Consider the following 23,126-nt stretch of genomic DNA (forward strand, 5'->3'; position numbering starts at 1 on the left):
GCTTTCTGTATGTCACAACTGGATGAAAAAAGGCGGCTATTATACTGGAAATTCCGCCGGACGATAAGAGCGAACCACGGTCAGGCGGTCGTTTGCTGCACTCTTATTGCGCATTCTCACAAAAATTAACAAAATTATCCGACCAATAACAGGCCATCACGTCGTATGGTGTCTGGAAGTGACTAATTTAACGGGAGTAACGATGTTAACACTTGATGCCAGTAAAACCGCACTTGTTGTGATTGATTTACAGGAAGGCATTCTGCCCTTCGCCGGTGGCCCGCATACCGCGGATGACGTGGTCAGCCGCGCCGCTCGCCTGGCGGAAACATGTCGTGCCAGCGGTGCGCCTGTTGTCATGGTGCGCGTCGGCTGGTCTGCGGATTACGCCGAAGCGTTAAAACAGCCCGTTGATGCCCAGGCTCCTGCACGCGCCCTGCCGGAAAACTGGTGGACATACCCGGTCTCACTCGGCAAACGCGACAGCGATATTGAAGTGACCAAACGCCAGTGGGGCGCATTCTACGGTACCGATCTTGAGCTGCAGCTCCGCCGTCGCGGCATCGACACCCTCATCCTGTGCGGCATTTCCACCAATATCGGCGTGGAGTCTACCGCCCGCAACGCGTGGGAGCTGGGCTTTAACCTGGTGATCGCCGAAGATGCCTGCAGCGCGGCCTCCGCGGAACAGCATCAGGGCAGCATGACCCATATCTTCCCGCGCATCGGCCGCGTGCGCAGCACGGATGAGATTGTCAGCGCGCTATGATGTATGTAGGCCTGCCCCAGTGGTCGCACCCGAAATGGGTGCGCCTTGGCATCACCAGCCTTGAGGAGTATGCCCGACACTTCAACTGTGTCGAGGGCAACACCACCCTGTATGCGCTCCCCAAAGCCGAGATTGTTGCGCGCTGGCGGGAACAAACGACCGACGACTTCCGCTTCTGCTTCAAGTTTCCGGCTACCATTTCCCACAACGCCGCGCTGCGTAACTGCGGCGATTTAACCGAAGAATTTTTCGCGCGCATGTCGCCGCTGGCGAACCGCATCGGCCAGTACTGGATCCAGCTACCCGCCACGTTTGGCCCGCGCGATATGCCTGCGCTCTGGCAGTTCCTCGATGCCCTGCCCCGCGAATTTACCTACGGCGTTGAAGTCAGGCACCCTGAATTTTTTGCGAAGGGAGAAGCAGAAAAAGCGCTCAATCGCGGCCTGCTTGAGCGTTCCGTTAACCGGGTGATCCTCGACAGCCGCCCGGTGCACAGCGCTGTCCCCCATAGCGAAGCCATCGTTGAAGCGCAGCGTAAAAAACCGAAAGTGCCGGTCCACGCCATCGTGACCGCGCAAAACCCAATGGTCAGGTTTATCGGCAGCGATAACATGCAGCAAAATCAGGCGATGTTCGCCGTCTGGCTGCAAACGTTAGCGAAGTGGGAACACACCACCACGCCGTATCTCTTTTTGCACACGCCGGATATCGCCCAGGCCCCCGAACTGGTCGATGCTCTGTGGCAGGCCTTACAGGCTGCGGTGCCGTCCGTGGGCAGCGCCCCTGGCATCCCACAACAATCTTCTCTTTTCTGATATCACCCCCTATCATAGTGAAGTGCCATCTGCCAAAAACAGGGAGTTTGTATGGTCAGCGCGCTGTATGCGGTGTTAGGTGCATTACTGCTGATTAAGTTTTCATTTGATGTTGTGCGCCTCAGGACGCTGTACCGAGTCTCGTACGGTGACGGCGGATTTTCAGAGCTACAAAGCGCTATCCGCATTCATGGCAACGCGGTCGAATACATCCCCGCAGCCTTAATCCTGCTGCTTTTTATGGAGATGAATGGCGCAGAAACCTGGATGGTGCACATCTGTGGTCTGCTTCTTATTGCTGGCCGTCTGATGCACTATTACGGTTTTCACCACCGCTTAATCCGCTGGCGTCGTACCGGCATGAGTGCGACCTGGTGTTCGCTTTTGCTGATGGTGCTGGCTAACCTGTGGTATATGCCGTGGGAGTTGGTTTTCTCCCTCCATTAGCGCACAATACGCCACTTTATTTTTCCCGGATTTTTACGTTATGTCAGATCGCGACACGCTTTTTTCCGCGCCTATCGCCAGCCTGGGCGACTGGACCTTCGATGAACGGGTAGCCGAAGTCTTCCCGGATATGATCCAGCGCTCTGTTCCCGGTTATTCCAATATTATCTCTATGATCGGCATGCTGGCTGAGCGCTTCGTTCAACCCGGCACGCAGGTCTATGACCTGGGCTGCTCGCTCGGCGCGGCAACGCTGTCGGTTCGTCGTAATATTCACCAGGAAGGCTGCCGAATCATTGCCGTCGATAACTCCCCGGCCATGGTTGAGCGCTGCCGTCGCCATATTGACGCGTACAAAGCCCCTGTTCCGGTGGACGTGGTGGAAGGTGATATCCGCGAGATTGAGATCAATAACGCCTCGATGGTGGTGCTGAATTTCACCCTTCAGTTCCTGGTGCCTGAAGACCGCCAGCTCCTGCTGGATAAAATTTACCAGGGGCTGAATCCCGGCGGTGCGCTGGTGCTCTCGGAGAAATTCAGCTTCGAAGATGCCGAGGTTGGCGAGCTTCTGTTCAATATGCACCACGATTTCAAACGGGCGAACGGCTACAGCGAGCTGGAGATCAGCCAGAAGCGCAGCATGCTCGAAAACGTGATGCTGACGGATTCCGTAGAAACCCACAAAGCGCGTCTGAGCAAAGCCGGGTTTGAGCACAGCGAACTGTGGTTCCAGTGCTTTAACTTTGGCTCTCTGGTGGCGCTGAAAGCGGGAGAATCCGCATGATCGAATTCAGTAACTTCTATCAGCTGATTGCCAAAAACCAGCTCTCCCACTGGCTGGAAACCTTGCCCGCGCAGATCGCCGCCTGGCAGCGCGATCAGCAGCACGGCCTGTTAAAGCAGTGGTCAAACGCGGTGGAGTTTCTGCCCGAACTGATCCCGCATCGTCTGGATCTTCTGCACAGCGTAACCGCCGAGAGCGAAGAGCCGCTTCCGGCCGGGCAGATCAATCGCATCGAAACGCTGATGCGTAACCTGATGCCGTGGCGCAAAGGGCCGTTTTCACTTTATGGCGTGAACATCAATACCGAATGGCGCTCTGACTGGAAATGGGATCGCGTTCTGCCCCACCTTTCCGACCTGACCGGGCGTACCATTCTGGACGTGGGCTGCGGCAGCGGTTACCACATGTGGCGCATGATCGGCGCGGGCGCACATCTGGCGGTCGGTATTGACCCGATGCAGCTGTTCCTGTGCCAGTTTGAAGCGGTGCGCAAGCTGCTGGGTAACGACCAGCGCGCGCACCTGCTGCCGCTGGGCATCGAACAACTCCCTGCCCTGAAAGCGTTTGATACCGTCTTCTCCATGGGCGTGCTGTATCACCGTCGTTCTCCGCTTGAACACCTGTGGCAATTGAAGGATCAGCTGGTCAGCGGCGGCGAGCTGGTGCTGGAAACGCTGGTGATTGAAGGCGATGAGCATGCCGTTCTGGTGCCAGGCGATCGCTACGCGCAGATGCGCAACGTTTACTTCATTCCTTCCGCGCTGGCGCTGAAGAACTGGCTGGAGAAGTGCGGGTTTGTAGATGTGCGGATTGCCGATGTCAGCGTGACCTCTATCGAAGAGCAGCGCCGCACCGACTGGATGATCACCGAATCGCTGGAGCAGTTCCTCGACCCGGCCGACCACAGCAAAACCATCGAAGGTTATCCGGCCCCGATGCGTGCGGTGTTGATTGCGACCAAGCCGTAGTCCTTTAGCCGGGTGGCGGCTACGCCTTACCCGGCCTACTCGTAGCACGTTTTCTCCGAAATAGTTCAAGTTGCAGCAAGGCGGCAACGCAGCGAATCCCCGGGAGCTTACATCAGTAAGTGACCGGGGTGAGCGAGGCGGCCAACGCAGCTGCGGCTTGAAATATGAAGGAGAAAAAAAGGCCCCTGTTGAAATTGCAGGGGCCTGGTACAAGCAAGCATCATATTGGGCGACATGATGCGCGGTAAAAATCGGTACGTTGCTACACGTGATGGCGCTCAATCAGCGACTTCATTTCCGCAACCGACTCTCCCTCTACGCCGTAGCGTGAATACTCATCCGCTTCAGCATCCGTCGACATTGACAATCCTGTATTGCGATAACGCATGGGCGAAGGTATCCATTTACCTGCGGAGCTGTGCAGCTCTTCTACCCCGGCGTTTAAAAACCGTTCCAGATTGCTGGCGCGGACTCCCGCACCCGCCATTATTATTGGAACACCGGAATGTGCTTTTAGTTCCGTAATTAATTGCAGTCCTTTTTCAGCAGATGCCTGCTGACCCGACGTCAGAATACGCGCCACGCCAAGTTCTCCAAGCGTTTCAAAGGCCTGAAGCGGATCTTTACACATATCAAATGCGCGATGAAAAGTGACGGCCAGCCCCTGTGCGGCGCTCATAATCTGACGCATGCGCGGTAGATCGATATTGCCGTCTTCATCCAGCAGGCCGGTCACCAGCCCCGGAAAACCCAGGTCCCGAACGAGCGCGATATCATCAAGCAGGGCACTGAACTCGCCCGCCGTGTAACAAAAATCACCGCCGCGCGGACGAATAATCGGGTGCACGGGAATGGTGACGGCCTGACGGGCAGACTTCAATACGCCGAAGGACGGCGTCAGCCCGCCCTCTTTGGGTGCCGCGCACAATTCAATGCGGTCAGCCCCGTGCTTTTGCGCGGTCACGGCACACTCCACGCTGTAACAACAAATCTCCAGCAGCGCCATTTAATCCTCCTGAAATCCCACTAAACGAACCATCATGACATGCCGTCCGTTTCCAGTCCTGGCGTAAACTCACATCCCTTACGCTTCACTGGCAACGATCTGCTCAATGGTCCACGGATGAAACTTCACCGTGACCTGTCCGTCCGTGACGGCCAGCGTCGGGTTAGGCAACCGCTCGCGCTCGCCTTTGGGTGAACTCGTCTTCACAAAAATTCCCGGCTCGCTTAAGCCTTCGTCAGAAAGCAGGGCCAGCGCGCGCGCGTTCAACGTCTCCGGCTCACCCGGCAGGACGATTTCGATATGTTCCCAGCCTTCGTGCGGATAGCGCTTCTCCCCCGGCCACGGCAGTTCAACCACGGTGAATTGCCAGTGCGCCACGTTCACAGGTTCATGCAGTTTGAACAGGCAAATGGGGCGACCGTTAATAATGTTCTCGGACAGTAACTCACCGCACTGCTCAAACCCGCGACGCCAGCGCTCGGCAGTGGCATTCTGATGACAGCGCAAAGAGATGTGATCGGCCTCAAGCGGGGCGATATCCAGACCCAGACGGGTGGCAAGTTCTGTGAACGCCTGGGTGAAGCGCGGTAAATCTACGGAAATATCATGCAGTTCGTCAATGGATTGCCAGTTCGCCATAAGTCACTCTCTTTTCATGTCGCAAAGCCGCTAATTTACTCTGTTGACCTGTTTTGACCAACCGCAGAATCCGGCTTTTTGCGACTGCATGATTATGCACACCTTCACCCCCTGGATTCTGAGCAATCTTCGGGGCCCGCGATGCTGACGCCAGAAGGCATTTGCAGTATACTCCCGCCCTAAATTCTTTAACTGGCGCGGGCGGCTGTAAGCCCGCATCAAAAACGTAAGGTATCCAGGTGAATATTCAGGCTCTTCTCTCCGAAAAAGTCAGTCAGGCACTGATTGCCGCAGGTGCGCCTGCGGATTGCGAACCGCAGGTTCGTCAGTCAGCAAAAGTACAGTTTGGCGACTATCAGGCTAATGGCGTGATGGCAGTGGCTAAAAAACTGGGCATGCCGCCGCGACAGCTCGCTGAGCAGGTACTGACGCATCTGGATCTTTCCGGCATTGCCAGCAAAACCGAAATTGCCGGCCCGGGCTTTATCAACATCTTCCTTGAGCCTGCATTCCTGGCAAGCCACGTTGACGCGGCGCTGAAATCTGACCGTCTGGGTGTGTCCCAGCCGGAGGCGCAGACCGTCGTAATCGACTACTCTGCCCCGAACGTGGCGAAAGAGATGCACGTTGGCCACCTGCGCTCCACCATCATCGGTGATGCCGCAGTGCGCACGCTCGAGTTCCTCGGTCACAAGGTGATCCGCGCGAACCACGTAGGCGACTGGGGTACCCAGTTCGGCATGCTGATTGCTTACCTGGAAAAACAGCAGCAGGAAAACGCGGGTGAAATGGCGCTGGCGGACCTGGAAGGGTTCTACCGCGAAGCCAAAAAACACTACGATGAAGACGAAGCCTTTGCCGAGCGCGCACGCAGCTACGTGGTAAAACTGCAGGGCGGCGATCAATATTTCCTCGAGATGTGGCGCAAGCTGGTTGACATCACCATGTCTCAGAACCAGCTTACCTATAACCGTCTGAACGTCACCCTGACCCGTGATGACGTAATGGGTGAAAGCCTGTATAACCCAATGCTGCCCGGTATTGTGGCCGACCTGAAAGCCAAACACCTGGCGGTTGAGAGTGAAGGCGCAACGGTTGTGTTCCTTGATGAGTACAAAAACAAGGAAGGCGAACCGATGGGCGTGATCATCCAGAAAAAGGATGGCGGCTACCTCTACACCACCACCGATATCGCCTGCGCGAAATACCGCTACGAAACGCTGCATGCCGACCGCGTGCTGTACTACATCGACTCCCGTCAGCACCAGCACCTGATGCAGGCGTGGACCATCGTGCGTAAAGCCGGTTACGTGCCGGATTGCGTTCCGCTGGAACACCACATGTTCGGCATGATGCTGGGTAAAGACGGCAAGCCGTTCAAAACCCGTGCGGGCGGAACCGTGAAGCTGTCCGACCTGCTGGACGAAGCGCTGGAACGCGCCCGTCGCCTGGTGGCAGAGAAGAACCCGGATATGCCTGCCGATGAGCTGGAAAAACTGGCCAACGCCGTGGGTATCGGTGCGGTGAAATACGCGGATCTCTCCAAGAACCGTACCACCGACTATATCTTCGACTGGGATAACATGCTGGCGTTTGAAGGCAACACCGCGCCGTACATGCAGTACGCCTATACCCGCGTGCTCTCGGTATTCCGTAAAGCCAGTATCGACGAAAGCCTACTGGCAAATGCTGCCGTGACCATCACTGAAGATCGTGAAGCACAGCTGGCGGCGCGTCTGCTGCAGTTCGAAGAGACGCTGACGGTTGTCGCACGTGACGGAACGCCGCACGTGATGTGTGCTTACCTGTACGATCTGGCGGGTCTGTTCTCCGGCTTCTACGAGCACTGCCCAATTCTGTCTGCGGAAAACGAATCGGTCCGCAACAGCCGCCTGAAGCTGGCGCAGCTCACGGCGAAGACCCTGAAGCTGGGTCTGGATACCCTGGGTATCGAAACCGTAGAACGCATGTAATACAAAAAACCCGGCAGGCGCCGGGTTTTGTTTTTTTAGCCCTGGCGGTGCAACCGTCAGCGGTAGTTCACAATGACAGAATTACTCTGTACTTTCAGAGCCGGAATTAAGCGTCCACCGCCCGGCACTTCCCAGATGAAACGCAAAGGTTCAATGGCCGGTACGCCGTTGAACGCCTGTGTCGTGCCATTTTCGCCGTCGATTTCCGTGCAGCGTGTCTGAGAACAGAGGCGCACCCGCAGTCCGGCAGGCGTTGGGCCAATCAGCCGGTAGTTCCAGACCACAAGGCCCATCTGGCCGGAAACGCCTTCAGAAGGCGACAGTGGGTTAGAAGACATGGCGACGCCCCGGTTGCTGAGGGTCACACCCATGCTGCTCGCCTGCCAGGTCCCCTCCCCGCCAGCCTGTGCAGCCAGCGGGAAGAGTAAAATCCAAAGCCATTTACGCATTATTTTCCTCCAATCGTCGCGGTCATGCGGATATGACGGTTATCCGACAGTTCCAGATTCGACAGCACGACCAGCTGATTCAGGCTACGACGCAAGAAGCGCGACAGCAGCGGACGCAGCGCATGGTTCACCAGCAGCACCGGCGGCGCGCCCAGCATCTCCTGACGCGCCAGCGCCTCCTGCGTTTGCGCCAGCAGACGGTCCGCCAGGCCCGGCTCCAGCCCGCCACCGCCCTGCAGGGCCTGAAGCAGCAGACGCTCAAGCGGCGTATCGAGGCCAATAACCTGCACTTCTCCGGTTCCCGGGAACCACTGCTGGGTGATCGCACGCCCCAGCGCCACGCGCACCACCGCAGTCAGCTCATGCGGATCGCTCTGGATTGGCGCATGCTCTGCCAGCGTTTCCAGAATGGTGCGCATATCGCGGATCGGCACTTTCTCGTCAAGCAGGTTTTGCAGCACCTTGTGCAGCGTCGTCAACGTCACCACGCCCGGAACCAGATCTTCCGTCAGCTTCGGCATCTCCTGCGTGACGCGGTCCAGCAGCTGCTGCGCTTCCTGACGGCCAAACAGCTCCGCCGAGAATTGCCCTATCAGGTGATTAAGATGGGTCGCCACCACGGTACTGGCCTCAACTACCGTATACCCCTGGATCTGCGCCTGCTCTTTCAGGGCACTTTCAATCCAGATAGCGGCCAGGCCAAAGGCAGGATCGATGGTTTGCTCGCCCGGCAGCGTGCCTGCGGCGGTGCCGGGGTTAATCGCCAGCCAGCGGCCCGGATAGGCATCACCGCTGCCAATTTCGACACCTTTCATCAGGATGCGATAGCGCGCGGGCGGCAGATCCATATTGTCGCGGATGTGAACAACCGGTGGCAGGAAGCCCATATCCTGCGCGAATTTTTTACGAATGCTGCGGATACGGCCAAGCAGCTCGCCATCCTGCTGGAAATCGACCATCGGAATCAGGCGATAGCCCACTTCCATGCCCAGGGAATCTTCCAGCTGAACGTCGTTCCATGTCGCTTCTACAGCCTGGGTATTCTCCGGCATTTTGACCGGAACAGGTTCCGCTGCAGGTTTGGTTTCACGGCCACGCATCCACCAGGCTAGCCCCAGCAGGCCCGCCGTAAACAGCAGGAAGACGAGGTTTGGCATACCCGGCACCAGACCGAGCAAACCCAGAACGGCAGCGGCCAGCAGCATCACGCGCGGGTTACTGAAGAGCTGACCCACCATCTGCTCGCCAACGTCCTGATCGGTACTCACGCGGGTCACAATCACACCCGCCGCCGTGGAGATAACCAGCGCCGGGATCTGCGCGACCAGACCGTCACCGATGGTCAGCAGCGTATAGCTCTCCGCCGCGTGCCCCATGTCCATCCCGTGCTGCAATACCCCCACCAGCAGGCCGCCGACCACGTTGATCACCATGATCAGAATGCCCGCGATGGCGTCACCGCGCACAAACTTACTCGCACCGTCCATGGAGCCGTAGAAGTCCGCTTCCTGTGTCACTTCCGAACGGCGTTTTTTGGCTTCATCTTCGGCGATAAGACCGGCGTTCAGGTCGGCGTCGATCGCCATCTGCTTGCCCGGCATCCCGTCCAGCACAAAACGCGCGCCCACTTCCGCAATACGCCCTGCACCTTTGGTGATAACCATAAAGTTGATGATAACGAGGATAACGAACACCACGATACCGATAGCGAAATTGCCGCCCACCAGGAAGTGGCCGAACGCCTCCACCACTTTACCTGCCGCTGCCGCACCGGTGTGACCTTCCATCAGAATGATACGCGTGGACGCCACGTTCAGCGCCAGTCGGAGCAAGGTGGTAAACAGCAGAATGGTCGGGAACGCGGCGAACTCCAGGGTACGCTGGGTGAACATCGCCACCAGCAGCACCATAATGGACAGCGCAATATTGAAAGTGAAAAGCAGATCGAGGATGAACGCCGGGAGCGGCAGTACCATCATCGACAGAATTAGCAGGATCAGAATCGGCCCGGCAAGGATCTGCCATTGGGTCGATTTCAGGTTGCCGGGCAGGCGCAACATTGCCACCAGATTAGCCATCAGTGTCCTTCTCGTTCATAAAATCCAGCGCGGCAGGCACCGGAAGGTTCTCAGGTTTCACAGGCCGTTGACCGCCGGCCAGACGCCAGCGCTTCAACTGCCATACCCAGGCCAGCACTTCCGCCACGGCGGCGTAGAGTTGTCCCGGGATCTGTTGTCCAATATCCGCATGGCGGTACAGGGCACGCGCCAGCGGAGGGGCTTCGAGGATCGGCACGCGGTGTTCGGTGCCAATTTCCCGGATACGCAGAGCGATCAGCCCCGCCCCTTTCGCGACGACTTTCGGCGCGCTCATTTTGTTTTCGTCATAGCGCAGCGCAACGGAATAGTGTGTCGGGTTGGTGACGATAACGTCGGCCTTCGGCACATCGTCCATCATGCGGCGACGGGCGGCGGCACGCTGCATCTGGCGGATACGCCCTTTGACGTGCGGGTCACCTTCCATCTGCTTATATTCGTCGCGGATATCCTGACGCGACATCCGCAGCTTCTTGAAGTGGGTATAAAGCTGGAAGATCACGTCAAAACCCACCATCGGGATAATGCTGAGCACCACCAGCAGCGCGCAGAGTCCGACCAGATTCAGCGCGTTGCTCATCGCGGTGAGCGGCGATTCGCTGATAAGACGCATCATTTCCGGCCAGTGGTACCAGAGGTAAAACCCCGCAGAACTGCCCATCAGCACCGATTTGAGAACGGCTTTGAGCAGCTCAGCCCCGGTCTGCGCAGAGAACATTTTCGCAATACCCGGCAGCGGGTTCAGTTTGGAAAATTTCGGTTGCAGCGATTTGGCACTAAAAACCAGACCGCCGAGCATCACCGGCGAGACCAGCGCGACTAGCACGACCCCGGTAATCAGGGGCAACAGCGCGACCATGGCCCCTTTAATAAGCTGAATAATCTGGCTGAGGATCAGATTCGGATCGTTGACCATGCTGTGGTCAAAACGTAAGCCGGCGGACAACATTCCCGCCAGCTTGCGGGCGAGCGACTCCCCGCCCCACCAGATAATGCACACGCCTACGATAAGGATCAGTAGGGAGGTCAATTCTCGGGATCGGGGGATTTGCCCTTCCTCACGCGCCTTTTCTAGTCGGTGGGGTGTGGGGGCTTCCGTTTTGTCGTCGTTCTCTTCTGCCACAGTGCATGCTCAGCCCATTACGTCACGGGTATCATGCCAGCCCCCACTCCTGTCAATGGATGGAAAAAGCCCTATAACAGGGTCTTTTTAGCCAGTTTAAGTGAGCCATCTACGCGCTCAGGAGCGCCTGATGGTATAAATCATGATCTAAATAAGCATGTCCAGCTCTTTTTGATATTTTTTATAATACAAATTGAGTTAAGCACAGCTTTATTGAAAGGCTATTAACAAAATAATGGCTGCAAAAAGTTAACAACAAGCGTATTTTTTACTGGCTTGTTATACAAGAATGATATAAATATGTAAATTCAATAAACCACAGCAATTAAAACTCTATATTTATCGATCCAAAAATAACTTCACGCGAAATACACTAATATCACATTAGCCCTGGAACACCTTACCTGAGAAAAATTAAGCGCTATACTTCCTCGCGGCATAATTCTTTTTCCGGGAGGAAAATTCAGCATGCCAAATTTGATTACCCCATTAAGGAAATTTTTAGATGGAATTCAGAAAAAATATTTTTGCGGGCTTAGCGCTCGCCACCCTGTCAATGAATGGTTTCGCTACTGAAATGAATGCCGGGACGATTCACTTCACGGGTGAAATTATTGAACCTAGCTGCACAATTCAGGGCGACAATGGCACAGACAGCACTATCCCACTGGGCACCTATCCCAAATCATTGTTCACTGACGTTGGGACAGAAACACCCCTCATGCCCTTCACCATTACGCTGGCTAACTGCCCTTTAAAAAGCGATGGACTTCCGGCTGTACAGCTGACCTTTAACGGTCCGACAACCCTGACCCAAACGAACACCCTGCTGGATGTCAGTAAAATCACCACAACGGGCGACACCGCAGCCACCGGTATCGGCGTTGCCGTTAGCCCGGCAGGTAAAGATAATCAACTGATTACCATGGACGGTGCTGAAGGCCAGGTCTATATCGAGCTGGCAACAAAATCCTCAGATACTATTCTGGCTAATTTTAACGCCCGCTATAAATCGTTTGCAACTGATGTTACAGCTGGTTCAGCAGATGCGGATATGACGGTAAATATTCTTTACCGCTAATAAACACCTCTCTGACATTCAGAATATATATATTTAGGCGTCATGACGTTTAAGGAGTCATGCTCTGGTGATAGTCCGCGTCCGGACTCGGACTATTATCACTCCCCTCAACCTCCTTTATTAAAGGTTTCACCATGCGCATTTCACTCAAAGTCTTATTGTGTATTCCTGTTATTGCTAGCCCCCTTTGTCACGCAACAGGCGTACAGATAGGCCGCACACGCATAATCTACGATGCCGCGAAAAAGGAAGTTGCTCTGCCCTTACAGAATAAGGATAACGAACTTCCCTGGTTAATACAGTCATGGACAGATACCGGTGATAGCAAAACGCGCGGGCCATTTATCGTGACACCGCCCCTCTTTCGGCTCGATCCACAAAAAGAGCAAAGCCTGCGCATTACCTGGAACGGGACAACTTTAGCGAGCGATAAAGAGTCTCTATTCTATTTGAACGTGCGAACCGTTCCCGCCATGGCTGAGGATGAGAATGACAAAAACGTCCTGCGATTAATTTATAAAACACGTCTGAAACTGTTCTGGCGCCCTGTCGGACTTAGCGGTACCCCATCAGACTCCTGCAAAAATCTGCGCTTCGCTCGCCATGGCCAGCAGCTCACCGTCATCAACACAGGGGCGTTCTACAGCATCTTTGATTCACTTGCGCTGGGAGCGCATAAAGTGGAGAAGGCCGACATGGTTGGCCCTAAATCCAGCGTTACTATTCCCCTTCCTGACACCGCTCAGGGCACAGGCGTCACCTGGCGATGCATCACCGATTACGGCAACGCTTCCGAAAAATACACTTCCACCCTGGCGCAGGATTAAAGATTGCAATGATTACAGGACGTAATTATTTGTCACACAGGCGGCTCTTTAGACCGGATTCGTTTCTCCACTGTCTCGGGGGCGTCTTACTCATGACGAGCAGCTCGGTGCAGGCCCGCGAATATCGGTTCTCCCCTTCATCGCTTGAAGGAACTATGCTGAGCCAGCAGGATATTGACCTTTCACTCTTTTCAAAGCCGAATGCCCAGCTACCCGGAACTTATTCCTCACGTGTTCAGGTGAACAATCAACGCCTGAAAGACACCAATATCACCTATGTCAGCGCCCCGGACGGCGCATTGCAGCCCCAGCTCACGCCGAATATGTTGCGTGCATGGGGGATCGCTATCAATCGCTATCCCGCGCTGCTTGCATTAACTGCCCAAGAGACTTTGCCAAAAGAGCTCGACAGCTATATACCACAGGCCTCTGCGCAGCTTGAGTTCTCTACCATGACCTTAAGGTTAAGCATTCCTCAGGCCGCGTTAAGTGGTATCGGCCGCGATTACATCGATCCTTCGCGTTGGGACGACGGGGTCCCTGTGTTGTTCAGTGACTACGCGTTTTCAGGATCAAAAAATAAGGATAGCGGCGACAACAGTACCACCAGCCAGTATCTGAATTTGCGCACCGGCGCCAACCTGGGTGGCTGGCAAGTGCGCAACTATTCGACGTGGAGCAATTCTGACAATGAAAATCAGTGGGAAGCCATTAATACCTTCCTGCAGCATGACATTGACACCCTCAAGGCTCAGTTCACTGCCGGAGAAAGCAGCACGCGGGGCGATGTGTTCGATAGCTTACAGTACCGTGGTGTTAATCTTGCGTCGGATGAAGAAATGCTGCCCTATAGTCAGCGCGGCTATGCCCCTGTCATACGCGGCATCGCCAGCTCAAATGCAGAAGTCTCAGTGCGCCAGAATGGCTATCTCATCTACCAGCAAAATGTCGCTCCCGGTGCATTTGAGATCAATGACCTCTACTCCACGACTAACAGTGGGGATCTGGACGTCACGGTGAAAGAGGCCGACGGCTCTGAGCATCACTTTACGCAGCCCTACTCCAGCATCGCGGTCATGCTGCGGCCTGGACGCATGAAGTACGAACTCACGGCAGGCCGTTATCGTGCTGACAGCGGGAGCGAGCAAAAGGAGCCCGATTTTCTCCAGGGAAGCATGATTTATGGTTTAAACAACCTTCTCACGTGGTTTAGCGGGCTGACGCTCTCGAAAGACTATAATGCCGCCAATACCGGCGTCGGCCTGGCCCTGGGTCCATTGGGTGCACTGTCGGCTGACGTGACCGTAGCCGACACCCGCCTGGACGATGACAGCCAGCATACTGGCCAGTCATGGCGTTTGCTTTATACCGGTAAATTGGATTCGACCAATACCAACTTCAGCCTCGGCAGCTATCGATACTCCAGCCGCGGATACTACAGCTTTGCCGACGCCAACCAAAAGCTTGACGGCCACGAAGACGATCTGCTGTTTCGTTACAATAAACGCAACCGGATTCAGGCCAGCATCAGCCAAACCCTTGCCGGGGTGAGCCTGTATCTTAACGGTTATCAGCAGGATTACTGGGGCACCTCTAAAAAGGAGCGCAGCCTGTCGGTCGGATTCAATACCGTTGTTGCCGGTACGAGTTACCACATGGCCTATACCTACAGCAAAACCAACGGCGAAGCGTCCGACAGGATGATCTCTTTCGGATTCAGCATTCCTCTCGCCAGATGGCTGCCTCGTGCCTGGAGTAGCTATAACATCAGCAATACTAAAAATGGCTCTACGCGGCAAAACGTGGGTCTCAGCGGCACGCTGCTTGACGACGAGCGTCTGAGCTACTCGCTGCAGCAGAGCCATTCCAACCATGATGGGGAAGATACCAGCAGCGTCTATGGCAGCTACCGTTCGCAATACGCCAACCTGACTGCCGGGTATTACGCATCCACTGATAACTCTCAACAGCTTACCTACGGCATTAGCGGCGGTATTGTTGCCCATCCTCAGGGTGTCACGCTGTCGCAACCTTTAGGCAGCCAGTTTGCTATCGTGAGCGCCAACGACACTTCCGGCGTTCGTTTCCAGAACCAGCGAGGTATTCAGACCGACTGGCAGGGTAACGCCATCATTCCGTCTCTAAGCCCGTACCAGGAAAACAGTATTCGTATTGATACGGCGAGCCTGCCGGAAAACGTGGACAGCAGCGATACGTCAGTCACGGTAATCCCTTCCCGCAACGCAGCAGTGTTGGCCAGGTTTGATGCGCATACAGGCTATCGGATGTTGATCACTTTGAAGCGTCTGAATGGTCTGTTGGTCCCGTTCGGTGCCATTGCGACCAGCGACACCCCGGCCCTGAGCGGCATTGTTGATGATACCGGCACCGTCTATCTGGCGGGGATTGGAGAGTCCGCAAAGCTCACCGTGAAATGGGGCAACGGCACGGAGCAACGCTGCAGCGCCAGCATTACGCAACCGTCAACCCGAAAAAATGAAAGCCCTAACGGTATTCGCTCGGTTAGCGCGCTTTGTCAGCAGGAATAAAGACATGATTAATACACTCAATAAAGAGGCCCCTCTGGCCTCACTTATCACGATGCTTTGTCTGGTCTTTACCAGCCCGTGCAGCGGGTCTGTAACGCTGCTTCATAGCTGCTTTGACGCGCCACAAACCTACAGCAGCTCGTTCGTTCACGAGTTTACGTCCAGCGATAATGTTGCCAATCATGACTATGATATTCCCGATCATCTGGTCGGTGCTGGCGCTGACCTGGAGGCCAATTGTACCTGCCCGGGAAATCTGTTTTCGTCGAGTACCATTTATGAAACAACATTCGCCGGTAGTCCGCTTAACCCAGGAACACATGGCTATGGTTATTTAACCGATAAGATTGATGCTGATATCACCGGCTACACCGATGCCATTAACTCCCCTGACGGCAATTTATTGACGCCAGTGACTATCGATGAATACCCGACGTCCAGGGGGAATATGAACAGCATTATGGGCAATACGAACGCGAAGACTGAGGGGGAAGCTAGCGTCTGCAGCAGCGAGACCCGCCCTGCTGGCTCCGCGACAGTAAAACGGAAATTCCGCTGGAACGTCGTTGCCGTATTACTGCATGTTAAAAAACCTATCCTGGGCGAAGAGGTGATTCCGCCGATGATCATTGCCCAAAACTATGCCTGCCTCTACATAGGCAGCGGAGCAGGCTGCGATCCCACACAATCAGAACAGGTCTCTGATATCTGGTTTAGCGGTACGCTATCAGCGCCGCTAAGCTGCACCATCAACGCGGGCAGCACAATTGAAGTGGAGTTCGGCAGCCTTGTCAGTAAGCAATTTGTCAGCAAGGGGCAACCCCCAAAAGGTTATGCTCTTAAAAACATTGATATCGCCTATCACTGCGACGATAACGCCGTCGGAAACACGGATCGGATAAAGCTCACGCTCACAGCCGATCAGGGTATTGCAGATAGCAGTACGCCGTATATTGCGAAGCTTCTGGAAAGAGACGATCTTGGTATACGTGTGTACGATGAAAACAACCAGAATATTGCCCTGGATGGAACCTATGTTTTTCCAGTGACAATGGACGAGCAGGGAAATGGCGTCATCAAAATTCAGGCCGTTCCGGTCAGCACCACAGACGCCACTCCGGATCCGGGCCGTTTTGAAGGTAACGTGACGGTGAAAATGGATCTGCGCTAACCGAAAACCCTCAGGTTGACGCCGCAGCCTGAGGGTAATCAGAACAATCAGAAGCCGAGGCTGTCCAGCAGGTCGTCGACCTGATCCTGGCTTGCCACCACGCCCGCTTTGCTGGCGTCGAGCTGAGGACCATTGAGCAGGCTTTCGTTCTCGCGTTTTGGACGGGCTGCCGGTTCCGGAATGTTCTCCAGCAGAACCATCAGCAGCTGACGCTCAATCTCCTGGATAACATCCATCATGCGCTTGATCACCTGACCGGTCAGGTCCTGGAAATCCTGCGCCATCATGATGTCCAGCAGCTGGGCGTTGGTGAAGCTGGTGTGGCCCGGCACATCACCCAGGTACTGACGGGTATCCGTCACCAGTTCGCGGGCATCCGCCAGCTCGATAGGGTTTTCAAACCACTCGTCCCAGCGTTTGCTCAGCGCTTTCGCCCCCTTTTCCATCGCATCCTGGTGCGGCTGTGACGCTTCAACGCTGTTCAGCGCACGTTCCGCGGCCTGGGCGGTCATCTGCACAACGTAGTCCAGACGATCGCGGGCATCAGGAATCGCTTCCGCCGCTTCGGCAATCGCCTGATCCAGACCCAGCTCACGCAGGCTGTCACGCAGCATGCGCGTCAGGCTGCCGATGCGGACGATGATATCGCTCGGCGAGTGTTCTTCAACGGGTTTCATAGCAGGTTGCAACATTTCCATCACCTCACATGCCGAGTTTCTCGAAGATCTTACCGAGCTTCTCTTCCAGGGTTGCCGCGGTGAATGGCTTCACCACATAGCCGCTTGCGCCCGCCTGTGCAGCGGCAATGATGTTCTCTTTTTTCGCTTCTGCAGTGACCATCAGAACCGGCATAGACGCCATTCCCGCATCGGCACGAATGGTTTTCAGCAGTTCCAGACCGTCCATGTTAGGCATGTTCCAGTCGGAGATAACAAAACCAAACCCGCCAGCCTGCAGTTTGTTCAGCGCATCAACGCCGTCTTCTGCTTCTTCAACGTTGTTGAAGCCCAGCTCTTTCAGCAGGTTGCGCACGATGCGACGCATGGTGGAAAAGTCATCCACAACCAAAAACTTAAGCTCTTTATCCGCCATAAAATAATACTCCTGAGTCAAATACGTATTGCCTGTCCGGCACTGATTTTCGCCAGCATCTGCTGGCTTACCTGGCTAAGATCGACCACTTCGCTCACGCCACCCATATTGATGGCCTCGCGCGGCATGCCGAACACCACACAACTTGCTTCATTCTGCGCAATCGTCCAGGCGCCAGCCTGGTGCATTGCAAGCATTCCGGCGGCACCGTCGTTGCCCATCCCCGTCAGGATCACCCCAACGGCGTTGCGCCCCGCATGTTTCGCCACCGAATGAAACAGCACATCCACCGACGGACGGTGCCGGTTGACCGGCGGTCCGTCATGAATTTTGATTTGATAGTTAGCGCCGCTGCGCGACAGCTCCATATGCTTGTCGCCCGGGGCGATATAGGCATGTCCCGGGAGCACGCGCTCGCCGTCTTCCGCCTCTTTCACGCTGATCTGGCACAGCTTGTTCAGGCGTTCGGCGAACGAACGGGTAAAGCCTGGCGGCATATGCTGAGTGATCAGAATACCCGGACTTGAAAGCGGCAATGGCTGGAGTACATGACGAATTGCCTCTGTTCCTCCGGTTGACGCCCCAATCACCAGCAGTTTTTCCGAGCTGAGTAACGGGCCGGCCTTCAGGGTCGCAGGCGCGGCCATCGGCGTATGGGCGGCAAGCTTCGCACGCGACGCAGTGCGGATTTTCTCCGCGATCATTTCGCTGTAGGCCAGCATCCCTTCGCGAATGCCGAGCTGCGGTTTGGTGACAAAATCCACCGCACCCAGCTCCAGCGCGCGCAGGGTAATTTCCGACCCTTTGCCGGTCAGGGAGGAGACCATCACCACCGGCATGGGCCGAAGCCGCATTAATTTTTCGAGGAAATCGATGCCATCCATGCGCGGCATCTCGACATCCAGCGTTAGCACGTCGGGGTTATATTTTTTAATTAAATCCCGCGCTACCAGAGGATCGGGCGCAGTGGCCACCATCTCCATGTCGCTGTGGCTATTGATAATTTCAGTCATGATCTGACGCATCAGCGCTGAATCATCGACAGACAACACCCTGATTTTACTCATGCTTTTTCCTTACTCAGCGCATATACCGTTTGCCCACGCAGGCTAAACTCACGCGCGAGGTTGCTGAAGTTTTCCGAGTGCCCGGCAAACAGTAAACCGTCAGGCTTGAGCAACGGAACAAACCGACGCAGAATGTCCTGTTGCGTCGTTTTATCAAAATAGATCATGACGTTACGGCAAAAAATGGCGTCGAACGGCCCCGGCACGTTGTACTGCTTATCCAGCAGGTTTACGGGCGCGAATTCGACGCAGTTCGCCAGCTCCTGGCGTACGCGTACCAGGCCTTCATGCGGGCCTGTGCCGCGCATGAAATAACGCTGCAGCTGCTGCGGTGACAGCGTTTTCAGTTCATCCTGGCGATAAACACCGTTACGCGCCTTCTCCAGCACTTCGGTATCGATATCGCTGGCGTAAACTTTCCAGCGTCCGGGCGTCATGCCCAGGGTGTCAGCAAGGGTGATCGCCAGCGAGTACGGCTCTTCACCCGTCGAGGCGGCCGCACTCCATACGCGATACTCCCCGGTGCGACGGCGGGCGTGCTCGGCCAGGACCGGGAAGTGGTGAGCTTCGCGGAAAAACGCCGTCAGGTTGGTGGTTAACGAGTTAATAAAAGCCTGCCACTCTGCGCTGTTCTGGTTCGCCTCGAGCATGCTCAGATAGCGGCCAAAATCATCCAGCCCCAGCGTGCGCAAGCGCCGCACCAGACGGTTGTAGACCATGTCCCGCTTATGATCCGCAAGCACGATCCCCGCACGCTGGTAGATTAACTGACATATCCGACGAAAATGCGCGTCGGACAGCGCGAGGCGCTGTGTCATCTGCAACAGTAATGACGTTTGCCCAGGGGGCATTGGTGATGTCATAGCGCCTTCTTAATTACATTCATGATACAACTGGCACGGCCTGCGACCGCCCGACTTCTGTTACTGCTTCAACGTGCTCTTTCACATTAAACACCGCGACCAGTCCGGTCAGACGATCTGCCTGACTGGCCAACTGATCGGTTGCCGCTGCCGCTTCCTCAACTAACGAAGCGTTCTGTTGCGTCACCTGATCCATCTGGCTGACGGCCTGCGCAACCTGCTCAATGCCGCGACGCTGTTCGTCCGACGCCGAGGCAATCTCGCCCATGATGTCGTTCACCCGCGTGACTGAGGTGACGATCTCGTGCATGGTTTTCGCCGCCGTATCCACAAGGGTTGAGCCCTGCTGAACGCGCGAGACCGACTCTTCGATCAGCACCTTAATCTCTTTCGCCGCGTTGGCGCTGCGGCTCGCCAGGTTACGCACTTCCCCCGCCACCACCGCAAATCCGCGCCCTTGCTCACCGGCACGCGCCGCTTCAACGGCGGCATTCAGCGCCAGAATGTTGGTCTGGAACGCGATACCGTCAATCACGCTGATGATGTCACCAATTTTCTGCGAACTGGTGGCAATCTCCTGCATGGTGCTGGCGACATGGGAGGCCTGGTCGCCGCCTTTCTTCGCCGTCATCGCCGCCTGTTTTGACAGGTCGGACGCCTGGCGCGCGTTATCGGCGTTCTGGCCTACCGTCGCGGTCAGCTGCTCCATGCTGGCCGCCGTCTGCGCCAGCGAGGCCGCCTGCTGCTCGGTGCGGGACGAGAGATCGTTGTTACCCGCCGCAATCTCGGAGATCCCGGTGTGCATGGCATAGCTGCCCTGCCGCACGTCGCTCACCGTTTCCCGCAGCGAACTCTGCATCGCCTTCAGGCTGGCAAAGATCGCCGAAATTTCGTTTTTGCCGAACACCGCTACCGGACGCGCCAGGTCCCCTTTCGCAATGCTGTCGAAGTGGCTGCTGATGATTGCCAGCGGCTGCACAATCATTCTGCGCGACCAGAGCAGTGCCCCGCCGGTCAGCAGCCCTGCCAGGATCACCACCACGGCAAAGATGACGCCCGACATGTGATAGCTGCTACGGCTCTGTTCACCGGCACGCTGAACAGACTGGTTAATATCCTGCTGCCACGCGTTAAAGCTGCCGTCAAACGCCGCCTGAGACGCCTGAACCGGTGCGGTCATAAAGTCCGAAAGCTGGTTGTTCTCAAGCCACGTCGCCTGGTGGTCCAGATCGCTGTACCACTGTTCAAAGTTCGTCTTCATGGCGGCCTTCAGCGCTTTCTCTTTCTCGCTGTCGGCGGCCTGTGCTGTAAAGGCTTTAAACTGTGCGTCAGCCTGTTTCAGGCTGTCGCGCGCGGTCGCCATCAGCGCTTTAATGTCATCCGGCGGATAACTCAGCGCGGTTAAGGTTCCCGCCTTGTTCAGCGCAGTGCTTGCCTGCAACAGCACGGCACGCGTTTGCGCCAGTGCGGAGCGCTGCTGATTACTCGCCTCAACTTCCTGCAAATTCTGATAGCCATCGCGAAACGCCCAAAAAGACAACCCGTTACTGCCAACCTGCAACACACCGCAAAGGATCAGAATCAAAAACAGTGTGGTCGAGATACGAATACGATTTAACATCCACGCTCCCATCAAGCGGCAAGCAGCCGCGGTTTAATTGTCAGTCAAAATGTTTCCCAGTTTTCATCTTGTCCGGTCGTCGCGGTGCGCGTACGGTTTGCAGCCGATTCAGCGGCTGGCGCGCGATACGTCGCCTGCGGGGTGACCGTGTTTCCAGCGAGTGAAGCGAGACGAAACGCCGAGACGGCCATCTTCAGACGGCTCGCCTGGTCTTCCAGGGCAGCGGCCGCAGCAGCGGACTCCTGCACCAGCGCGGCGTTTTGCTGTGTCACGCGATCCATTTCCGATACCGCCAGGGCAACCTGGTCGATACCACGACTCTGCTCATCAGACGCAGAGGCGATTTCACCCATGATGTCCGTCACGCGGGTGACGGCATTCACGATGTCATTCATGGTTTCCCCGGCGCTTTCCACCAGCACGGAGCCGGTATCCACGCGGGAGACGGAATCTTCAATCAGCGACTTGATCTCTTTTGCCGCGTTGGCGCTGCGGCTGGCCAGGTTGCGCACTTCCCCGGCCACCACGGCAAATCCGCGTCCCTGTTCGCCCGCACGCGCCGCTTCCACGGCGGCGTTCAGCGCCAGAATGTTGGTCTGGAAGGCAATGCCGTCGATAACGCTAATGATGTCAGCGATTTTCTTCGAGCTGTCGGCAATTTCGTGCATGGTTTTCACCACGCCATCCACCACACGACCGCCACGCTGCGCGGTCTCGGAGGCGCTTTCTGCCAGCTGAGACGCCTGGCGGGCGTTATCGGCGTTCTGCTTCACGGTCGCGGTGAGCTGCTCCATGCTGGCGGCCGTCTCTTCCAGGGCGGAAGCCTGCTGCTCGGTACGGGATGAGAGATCGTTATTCCCCATCGCAATTTCGCTGGTACCGGTATAGATAGCCTCCGACCCGTTACGCACGTTGGCGACGGTCTCGATTAACGAACGCTGCATATGGTCAACGCTGTTTGCCAGCTCGGTGATCTCATTGCGCCCGGAAACGGTCAGCGTTTTGGTCAGATCACCGCCGGCAATTTCACGAATGTGGGCAATGACGCGCCCAAGAGGATTCAGCAGGATATGGCGAATGCCGTACCAGACCGCGATCAGCACAATGACCAGCGCCAGCGCCATCACGGCCATCTGCCATTTAGCAAAAAGGTAGTCATTCTGGCTTGCGGTAAAGGCCGAGTGATAGAGATCGCCGCTGGTCTTCGCGTATTCCCCCAGCGCCGTGCCGAGTGCGTTTTGCATCCCCTGCGTAGGCTGCGCGAAATAGGCGTCCATGTTGCCGCTCTCCAGGAACTGAATCAGCTCTGTCAGACCGGCATGGTAGGCGTTGTATTTTTCATCGATATTCTGGCTCACCTGCTCCATAGCTGGCTGCGGGGCGATCTTTTTGAAGGCGTCGTAGTGTTTTGCGGCGTCAGCGAGGGTTGCACGGGCATTTTTCAACAGATCGGTTTTCGCGCTGCTCTGCTGATTGTTGGGATCCATCATCATGCGCGCGGACGAGCGGCTCAGGTTGATACGCGTTTGCAGCATCAGATCCCACGTTGACGTGAGTTCACTTTGCTGCAGACGGAGATCGTTCGAGGCCGCGAAGCTGTCCTGGTTCTGTTTTAATGACGAGAAAAAAAGCCCGCCGGAGATAAGCTGAAGAAGTGCGAAAATGACCAGCACCATCATAAGCATTGTGACAACGCGGATACGGTTCAACATACAACACCTTCTCATAGATTTATTAACGGTGTTATCGGCACCGCCCACAGGAACTTTACATTTGAGAAAGGGAA

The 23,126-nt window shown here is 55.9% G+C and carries 21 protein-coding genes; 10 read left to right on the forward strand and 11 right to left on the reverse strand.

Annotated features, from left to right (window positions below; translation table 11 throughout):
- The first annotated feature begins 202 nt into the window (after positions 1 to 202).
- The 5 genes from V1566_RS16880 to cmoB are packed head-to-tail and all read left to right on the forward strand — an operon-like array spanning position 203 to position 3,783.
- On the forward strand, positions 203 to 769 hold the full coding sequence (locus V1566_RS16880) for a hydrolase (RefSeq protein WP_395304054.1): 567 nt from the start codon (positions 203 to 205) through the stop codon (positions 767 to 769).
- Positions 766 to 1,584, forward strand: coding sequence for a DUF72 domain-containing protein (locus V1566_RS16885; RefSeq protein WP_395304055.1), 819 nt, complete (start codon positions 766 to 768; stop codon positions 1,582 to 1,584). The genes V1566_RS16880 and V1566_RS16885 overlap by 4 nt, the downstream gene beginning before the upstream one ends.
- Positions 1,585 to 1,635: 51 nt before the next feature.
- Complete coding sequence (locus V1566_RS16890) at positions 1,636 to 2,031, forward strand: MAPEG family protein (protein WP_395304056.1); 396 nt, start codon at positions 1,636 to 1,638, stop codon at positions 2,029 to 2,031.
- Positions 2,032 to 2,071: 40 nt separating this feature from the next.
- Positions 2,072 to 2,815, forward strand: a complete 744-nt coding sequence (gene cmoA / locus V1566_RS16895; RefSeq protein WP_032647795.1) for a carboxy-S-adenosyl-L-methionine synthase CmoA — start codon at positions 2,072 to 2,074, stop codon at positions 2,813 to 2,815.
- Entirely contained in the window at positions 2,812 to 3,783 is a 972-nt protein-coding gene (gene cmoB / locus V1566_RS16900) for a tRNA 5-methoxyuridine(34)/uridine 5-oxyacetic acid(34) synthase CmoB (protein WP_395304057.1), read from the forward strand. The genes cmoA and cmoB overlap by 4 nt, the downstream gene beginning before the upstream one ends.
- Positions 3,784 to 4,045: 262 nt before the next feature.
- Here the strand turns inward: cmoB and cutC are convergent, their stop codons facing one another.
- On the reverse strand, positions 4,046 to 4,789 hold the full coding sequence (cutC, locus tag V1566_RS16905) for a copper homeostasis protein CutC (protein ID WP_395304058.1): 744 nt from the start codon (positions 4,787 to 4,789) through the stop codon (positions 4,046 to 4,048).
- A gap of 78 nt (positions 4,790 to 4,867) precedes the next feature.
- Entirely contained in the window at positions 4,868 to 5,428 is a 561-nt protein-coding gene (locus V1566_RS16910; RefSeq protein WP_395304059.1) for a VOC family protein, read from the reverse strand.
- Between the two features lie 239 nt (positions 5,429 to 5,667).
- Here V1566_RS16910 and argS point away from each other — a divergent pair, with 239 nt between their 5' ends.
- A complete protein-coding gene (gene argS / locus V1566_RS16915) occupies positions 5,668 to 7,401 on the forward strand; it encodes an arginine--tRNA ligase (RefSeq protein ID WP_395304060.1) in 1,734 nt (577 codons plus the stop codon).
- 56 nt (positions 7,402 to 7,457) lie between these two features.
- Here argS and V1566_RS16920 read toward each other — a convergent pair whose 3' ends face one another.
- From V1566_RS16920 to flhB, 3 genes are read right to left on the reverse strand one after another with little or no spacing between them, the layout of a single operon-like run.
- Positions 7,458 to 7,850: a flagellar protein FlhE gene (locus V1566_RS16920; protein ID WP_121424215.1), complete on the reverse strand. Its 393-nt coding sequence runs from the start codon at positions 7,848 to 7,850 to the stop codon at positions 7,458 to 7,460.
- Positions 7,850 to 9,928, reverse strand: coding sequence for a flagellar biosynthesis protein FlhA (flhA, locus tag V1566_RS16925; protein ID WP_395304061.1), 2,079 nt, complete (start codon positions 9,926 to 9,928; stop codon positions 7,850 to 7,852). Before flhA ends, V1566_RS16920 begins: the two co-directional genes overlap by 1 nt.
- Positions 9,921 to 11,069 (reverse strand): flagellar biosynthesis protein FlhB, encoded by a 1,149-nt coding sequence (gene flhB, locus V1566_RS16930; protein WP_395304062.1) that lies wholly within the window; start codon positions 11,067 to 11,069, stop codon positions 9,921 to 9,923. The genes flhA and flhB overlap by 8 nt, the downstream gene beginning before the upstream one ends.
- Positions 11,070 to 11,574: 505 nt before the next feature.
- Between flhB and V1566_RS16935 the strand changes: the two genes are divergently transcribed.
- The 4 genes from V1566_RS16935 (at position 11,575) to V1566_RS16950 (ending at position 16,697) form a co-directional block, all read left to right on the forward strand.
- Positions 11,575 to 12,150, forward strand: a complete 576-nt coding sequence (locus V1566_RS16935) for a fimbrial protein (RefSeq protein WP_395304063.1) — start codon at positions 11,575 to 11,577, stop codon at positions 12,148 to 12,150.
- 134 nt (positions 12,151 to 12,284) lie between these two features.
- Entirely contained in the window at positions 12,285 to 12,977 is a 693-nt protein-coding gene (locus tag V1566_RS16940) for a molecular chaperone (RefSeq protein ID WP_395304064.1), read from the forward strand.
- A 92-nt stretch (positions 12,978 to 13,069) separates the two neighbouring features.
- The gene (locus V1566_RS16945) at positions 13,070 to 15,526 is read left to right on the forward strand and encodes a fimbria/pilus outer membrane usher protein (protein ID WP_395304065.1); all 2,457 of its coding nucleotides are present in this window, start codon (positions 13,070 to 13,072) and stop codon (positions 15,524 to 15,526) included.
- Between the two features lie 4 nt (positions 15,527 to 15,530).
- Positions 15,531 to 16,697: a fimbrial protein gene (locus V1566_RS16950; RefSeq protein ID WP_395304066.1), complete on the forward strand. Its 1,167-nt coding sequence runs from the start codon at positions 15,531 to 15,533 to the stop codon at positions 16,695 to 16,697.
- A gap of 47 nt (positions 16,698 to 16,744) precedes the next feature.
- On the opposite strand, the gene cheZ is transcribed toward V1566_RS16950, so the two are convergent.
- The 6 genes from cheZ to tar are packed head-to-tail and all read right to left on the reverse strand — an operon-like array spanning position 16,745 to position 23,052.
- Positions 16,745 to 17,389 carry a protein phosphatase CheZ gene (cheZ, locus tag V1566_RS16955; protein ID WP_023312251.1) on the reverse strand — a complete coding sequence of 215 codons (645 nt, stop codon included), beginning with the start codon at positions 17,387 to 17,389 and terminating at the stop codon, positions 16,745 to 16,747.
- Positions 17,390 to 17,399: 10 nt separating this feature from the next.
- Positions 17,400 to 17,789, reverse strand: coding sequence for a chemotaxis response regulator CheY (cheY, locus tag V1566_RS16960; protein WP_008500431.1), 390 nt, complete (start codon positions 17,787 to 17,789; stop codon positions 17,400 to 17,402).
- A 17-nt stretch (positions 17,790 to 17,806) separates the two neighbouring features.
- On the reverse strand, positions 17,807 to 18,856 hold the full coding sequence (locus V1566_RS16965) for a chemotaxis response regulator protein-glutamate methylesterase (RefSeq protein ID WP_048992250.1): 1,050 nt from the start codon (positions 18,854 to 18,856) through the stop codon (positions 17,807 to 17,809).
- On the reverse strand, positions 18,853 to 19,719 hold the full coding sequence (gene cheR / locus V1566_RS16970) for a protein-glutamate O-methyltransferase CheR (protein WP_023312253.1): 867 nt from the start codon (positions 19,717 to 19,719) through the stop codon (positions 18,853 to 18,855). The genes V1566_RS16965 and cheR overlap by 4 nt, the downstream gene beginning before the upstream one ends.
- Positions 19,720 to 19,738: 19 nt before the next feature.
- Complete coding sequence (gene tap, locus V1566_RS16975) at positions 19,739 to 21,340, reverse strand: methyl-accepting chemotaxis protein IV (protein WP_193941480.1); 1,602 nt, start codon at positions 21,338 to 21,340, stop codon at positions 19,739 to 19,741.
- Positions 21,341 to 21,384: 44 nt separating this feature from the next.
- Entirely contained in the window at positions 21,385 to 23,052 is a 1,668-nt protein-coding gene (gene tar, locus V1566_RS16980) for a methyl-accepting chemotaxis protein II (RefSeq protein ID WP_395304067.1), read from the reverse strand.
- Positions 23,053 to 23,126: the final 74 nt, after the last annotated feature.

Origin of the sequence: Enterobacter sp. ECC-019, assembly GCF_043974075.1 — a bacterium.
In the GTDB taxonomy this organism is placed as follows: Bacteria; Pseudomonadota; Gammaproteobacteria; order Enterobacterales; family Enterobacteriaceae; genus Enterobacter; species Enterobacter asburiae_D.

Bases quoted from the DNA above. Each gene is read 5' to 3' on its own strand.
- V1566_RS16880 (WP_395304054.1), top strand. From the start codon at position 203: ATGTTAACACTTGATGCCAGTAAAACCGCACTTGTTGTGATTGATTTA.
- V1566_RS16885 (WP_395304055.1), top strand. From the start codon at position 766: ATGATGTATGTAGGCCTGCCCCAGTGGTCGCACCCGAAATGGGTGCGC.
- V1566_RS16890 (WP_395304056.1), top strand. From the start codon at position 1,636: ATGGTCAGCGCGCTGTATGCGGTGTTAGGTGCATTACTGCTGATTAAG.
- cmoA (WP_032647795.1), top strand. From the start codon at position 2,072: ATGTCAGATCGCGACACGCTTTTTTCCGCGCCTATCGCCAGCCTGGGC.
- cmoB (WP_395304057.1), top strand. From the start codon at position 2,812: ATGATCGAATTCAGTAACTTCTATCAGCTGATTGCCAAAAACCAGCTC.
- cutC (WP_395304058.1), bottom strand. From the start codon at position 4,789: ATGGCGCTGCTGGAGATTTGTTGTTACAGCGTGGAGTGTGCCGTGACC.
- V1566_RS16910 (WP_395304059.1), bottom strand. From the start codon at position 5,428: ATGGCGAACTGGCAATCCATTGACGAACTGCATGATATTTCCGTAGAT.
- V1566_RS16920 (WP_121424215.1), bottom strand. From the start codon at position 7,850: ATGCGTAAATGGCTTTGGATTTTACTCTTCCCGCTGGCTGCACAGGCT.
- flhA (WP_395304061.1), bottom strand. From the start codon at position 9,928: ATGGCTAATCTGGTGGCAATGTTGCGCCTGCCCGGCAACCTGAAATCG.
- V1566_RS16935 (WP_395304063.1), top strand. From the start codon at position 11,575: ATGGAATTCAGAAAAAATATTTTTGCGGGCTTAGCGCTCGCCACCCTG.
- V1566_RS16940 (WP_395304064.1), top strand. From the start codon at position 12,285: ATGCGCATTTCACTCAAAGTCTTATTGTGTATTCCTGTTATTGCTAGC.
- V1566_RS16945 (WP_395304065.1), top strand. From the start codon at position 13,070: ATGACGAGCAGCTCGGTGCAGGCCCGCGAATATCGGTTCTCCCCTTCA.
- V1566_RS16950 (WP_395304066.1), top strand. From the start codon at position 15,531: ATGATTAATACACTCAATAAAGAGGCCCCTCTGGCCTCACTTATCACG.
- cheZ (WP_023312251.1), bottom strand. From the start codon at position 17,389: ATGTTGCAACCTGCTATGAAACCCGTTGAAGAACACTCGCCGAGCGAT.
- cheY (WP_008500431.1), bottom strand. From the start codon at position 17,789: ATGGCGGATAAAGAGCTTAAGTTTTTGGTTGTGGATGACTTTTCCACC.
- V1566_RS16965 (WP_048992250.1), bottom strand. From the start codon at position 18,856: ATGAGTAAAATCAGGGTGTTGTCTGTCGATGATTCAGCGCTGATGCGT.
- cheR (WP_023312253.1), bottom strand. From the start codon at position 19,719: ATGACATCACCAATGCCCCCTGGGCAAACGTCATTACTGTTGCAGATG.
- tap (WP_193941480.1), bottom strand. From the start codon at position 21,340: ATGTTAAATCGTATTCGTATCTCGACCACACTGTTTTTGATTCTGATC.
- tar (WP_395304067.1), bottom strand. From the start codon at position 23,052: ATGTTGAACCGTATCCGCGTTGTCACAATGCTTATGATGGTGCTGGTC.